The 4154-nt window shown below is 30.3% G+C and carries 4 protein-coding genes; 3 read left to right on the top strand and 1 reads right to left on the bottom strand.

Annotated features, from left to right (window positions below):
• The first annotated feature begins 225 nt into the window (after window positions 1–225).
• Window positions 226–417: a hypothetical protein gene (locus EHV01_RS03655; RefSeq protein WP_422066246.1), complete on the top strand. Its 192-nt coding sequence runs from the start codon at window positions 226–228 to the stop codon at window positions 415–417.
• Between the two features lie 72 nt (window positions 418–489).
• On the opposite strand, the gene EHV01_RS03650 is transcribed toward EHV01_RS03655, so the two are convergent.
• The gene (locus EHV01_RS03650; RefSeq protein ID WP_422066245.1) at window positions 490–696 is read right to left on the bottom strand and encodes a hypothetical protein; all 207 of its coding nucleotides are present in this window, start codon (window positions 694–696) and stop codon (window positions 490–492) included.
• Window positions 697–809: 113 nt separating this feature from the next.
• Here EHV01_RS03650 and EHV01_RS03645 point away from each other — a divergent pair, with 113 nt between their 5' ends.
• Both EHV01_RS03645 and EHV01_RS03640 read left to right on the top strand, forming a co-directional pair.
• Complete coding sequence (locus EHV01_RS03645; protein WP_422066244.1) at window positions 810–1718, top strand: type I phosphomannose isomerase catalytic subunit; 909 nt, start codon at window positions 810–812, stop codon at window positions 1716–1718.
• Between the two features lie 180 nt (window positions 1719–1898).
• Complete coding sequence (locus EHV01_RS03640) at window positions 1899–4061, top strand: PTS fructose transporter subunit IIABC (RefSeq protein ID WP_422066243.1); 2163 nt, start codon at window positions 1899–1901, stop codon at window positions 4059–4061.
• Window positions 4062–4154 lie beyond the last annotated feature (93 nt).

Genomic DNA, 4154 nt, shown 5'->3' with positions numbered 1-4154 from the left:
AWGWTAGTTGTTATCGCAATGTCAAATGAATTGAAGATATTTTAATTAAAAACTCTGATTTTCAACAACTTGCTGGTAAAAAAGCACTAATAAATGATTATTTTATTAGACTTCTTGCATAACCTATTAAAATAATTGTAAATATTTTAATAGGTTATGCAAGAAGTCTACTGTTTTGCGATGAGTTTTAGTGTATGATTTTAGGTAGTAGATTTTTGTGGTGGAATGGGTTTATTTAAAATAATTAAATTAATGGTATTAAATCCACCAATAATACTACAACTTCATAGAACATATCCTAAGCCAACATATCACAATCGCTTAATTACAAGACTAAAAGTTGTTTTTAAAATTAGTTGGATGGAAATTAAAGTTAAAAAGAAGAAAACAATTGTAATGATTAAAACAAAAAAATAAAAATATAAACTTAAACGTAATCGATTTTTGTTGTTGTCATAATAATAAATTTTTGAAAAAATAAAGGGGTTTTTAAATAATAAAATAATTAATAAATAATATAATTAAATTAACCACAAGAAAAATTGAACAATAAATTAATTTATCTTGTGATGACATGTTTTTTAATTCTAGGAAAATAATTATAAAAATAATTGTTACAATACCTAATGCAGCAAAAAGTCATAATAAATGCCATTTAATTTTTTTAAGATAACTTCGAATACGAATAATTTCCATTGTTGACTCCAATCATTTTATTAGTTAAATATATCTTACTATAAATTTTAATGATAATATTATTTTTTCAGTTTTTGTGGTTTAATATAATAGAAAAACTGAGGAGGACATTTATGTATAAAGTAATTAAAGTGACACCATATTTTTCAGAACGTTTATGAGGGGGACAAAAATTAGCGGATTTTGGTTTTCAATTGCCAACAAATGACTTATATGGTGAAGCATGAGTGATTAGTGCATTAGATAATGGAATGAGTTATATTGCGAATGGTTCTGAGACGGGAGTATCATTAAAAACATTTTTTGCAAATCATCCAGAATATTTTGGAACTACTGATAAAGAATTTCCTTTATTATCCAAAATTATTACAGCAAATGATTATTTATCAGTTCAAGTTCATCCTGATGATGAATATAGCTTAAAACATAACAAAATGTTAGGTAAACCTGAATGCTGATATATCCTTGATTGCCCTATTGATGCTAAAATGATTTATGGACATTATGCTCAAACAAAAGCAGAATTAATTCAATTGGTTGAAAAAAAGGCATGAACACAATTATTTACAGAAGTAAAAGTACAAAAAGGGGATTTTTTATATGTTCCTCCAGGTAAAGTTCATGCCATTACCCCAGGTGTAACAGTTTTTGAATTACAACGTTCATCAGATATAACATATCGTTTTTATGACTTTGATCGTGCTGATAAAGATGGAAACTTTCGTCCGCTTCATTTACAAGAATGTTTTGATGTAACAACAGTTCCTGATTCAACTAATCAAATTGTTCATCGTAATGAAGGAATTTTAATTGATAATGAATATTTTACATTACATTTATTAACAAAAACACGAGAACTTGATTTAAATACTATAAAATGAGCACAAGTAACAGTTGTTGAAGGAAAAATAACCATCGGAACAACAGAACTTTTAGCAGGTGAATCAGCAATAACTGTGGAATTAGCACAAAAATTAACAATAAATGTTAAGGGTAAAGCATTATTAAGTTATAAAAGATAAATTTAGAAAGAGCAAAAATTTGAATTTTTGCTCTTTTTTTAACTAAAAAAATGACACTTATTAAATTTTAATTTTATAGAAAAAAAATTCCATTTTATATTTAAAAATAGATTTTTTTAATAAAATTATTGAGTTTTAATTTTAAAATAGTAAACTATAAATGGAAGGAGAAAAAACTATATGTATAATAACATTTTTAATGAAAAACATATTATTTTAGATTCAACAGCTAAAACTAAAGAAGGAAGCTTTTTAGAACTTGCTCAATTAGCTGAAAATCTTGGATATGTTTCTGACCGCAATGAACTTGTTAAAGGTTTTGAGGCCCGAGAAAAAGAATCTTCAACAGGTTTTGAAGATGGCTTTGCAATTCCTCATGCACGAATTAGTGCTGTTACAAATGCAGCGGTTTTATTTATTCGTTTCAAAAATGATGTTGATTGAAATGCAATGGATGGTAAACCAACGAAAGTTGCCATTGCTTTAATTATTCCTGAAGCTAAATCAGGAGAAATTCATTTAGGAATTTTAAGTGAAGTAGCACGAAAATTAATGGATGAAGATTTTAAAAAAGCAATGAAAGTTGAAACAGACAAAGCAAAAATTTCAGCAGCATTATTAACTGGGATTGGAAAAGAAGAGGTTCCAACCAAAACGACTCCAACTGGTCAAAAGCCGTTGCTTTTAGCAATGACAGCTTGTGCAACAGGAGTAGCGCATACTTTTTTAGCTGCGGATAAATTAAACCAAACTGCTCCTAAAATGGGATACGACATTAAAGTTGAAACACATGGAGCTGAAGGTGTTCGCAATGATTTTACAGAGGGAGAAATTAAAGAAGCCGAAGTAATCATTGCTGCAACAGATATTGGACTTGATATGGAAAGATTTAGTGGAAAAAAAGTTTATAACTGTCCAGTTGCAAAAGCAATTAAAGATCCAGAAGGGGTTATTAATGCCGCTCTAAAAGAAGGAAAAGTGGAACCAACTGGAGAATTTATTACTAAGGGTGCTAATGGTAGCAACCAAAAAGTTGGAGTAATGAAACACTTAATGGCTGGGGTTTCATATATGGTTCCAATTGTTATTTTAGGAGGAATTTTTATTGCTATTTCATTAGGATTAGCAAAAGCAATTTATGGTCCCAACTATGAGAATTTTCATGGTTCATTAAAAGGAATGGGTTGAATTCCTGATGCTAGCGGAACAACAGCACATTGAGGAGAAATATTTTATACTGACCCATTAACTGACCCAAAAAACTTTTTCTATTATCTTAATGTTATAGGGGTATCAGCCTTTACATTAATGATTCCAATTTTGGGAGCATTTATTGCTAATTCAATTGCTGGTCGTTCAGCAATTGCTCCAGTTTTAGTTGTTTCATTTATTGGAAATAATGCTGCTAACTTTTATCCTTTACCAGGAATTGAAGCAGTTAATACTCCAACTGGATTCGTTGGAGCAATTGCAGCCGGATTAGCGGTTGGATATACTGTTAAATGAATTAATACTTGAAATGTTCCAAAAGGATTAAAACCAGTAATGCCAATCTTCTTTATTCCAATTGTTGTCAGCTTTATCTATGGAATGATTATGATTTTTGTGATTGGCTCAACTGTTGGTTGAGTAATGGGTAAATTCCAATATTGAATTTCACAAACATGAGGTAATACTTCAAATGCTGCTAATGTAGCAATTGGATTAGGCTTTGGACTATTGATCGGAGCAATGGCTGGTTTTGATATGGGTGGACCAATTAATAAAGTTGCATTCTTAGCATGTACAGGTTTAATTGGTTCAAAAATTTATACACCAATGGGGGCAATGGCAGTTGCAATTCCAGTTGCGCCAATGGGAATGGGAATTGCAACATGAATTTTTAAACCATTCTATAATGAAGAACAACGCACAATGGGTTCAACAGCATTCTTTATGGGATGTATTGGAATCTCAGAAGGAGCAATTCCATTTGCAGTTAATGATCCAAAACGTGTTATTCCAAGTAACATTGTTGGTTCAGCAATTGCGGGTGCTTTAGCTGGTGCTGTAGGAATTGCTGATTTGGCTGGTCATGGTGGACCAATTGTTGGATTCTTATCAGCGTTAGGTCGTGGTAATGGTGATGCTGGAGTTTATGGATGAGCTAGTGCTTGAGGATGAACATTACTAGCATTCTTATTTATGATTATTGGGGCTTTAATTACTGCCTTTATGTATGGTTTCTGACAAGTTGTAGATAAAAAACGTACTGGTGAAACAATTTCAATTAAACAATTTGTGGTAAAAAAACATACTAATAAAGTAGTTGCTAATAAAAAATCTCAAAAATGTAAACTGTAAAACGAAACGCGCTAAAACAACTCTTATTAAAGGGTTGTTTTTTTATTTGTAAACCCATAATTATTAATTAATTCAGAGAAAGGACAGCATYTW

Origin of the sequence: Spiroplasma sp. hy2, from assembly GCF_044714365.1 — a bacterium.
GTDB classification, from domain to species: Bacteria; Bacillota_I; Bacilli_A; order Mycoplasmatales; family Mycoplasmataceae; genus Spiroplasma; species Spiroplasma phoeniceum.
This window is presented reverse-complemented; position numbering and strand designations above follow the sequence as displayed.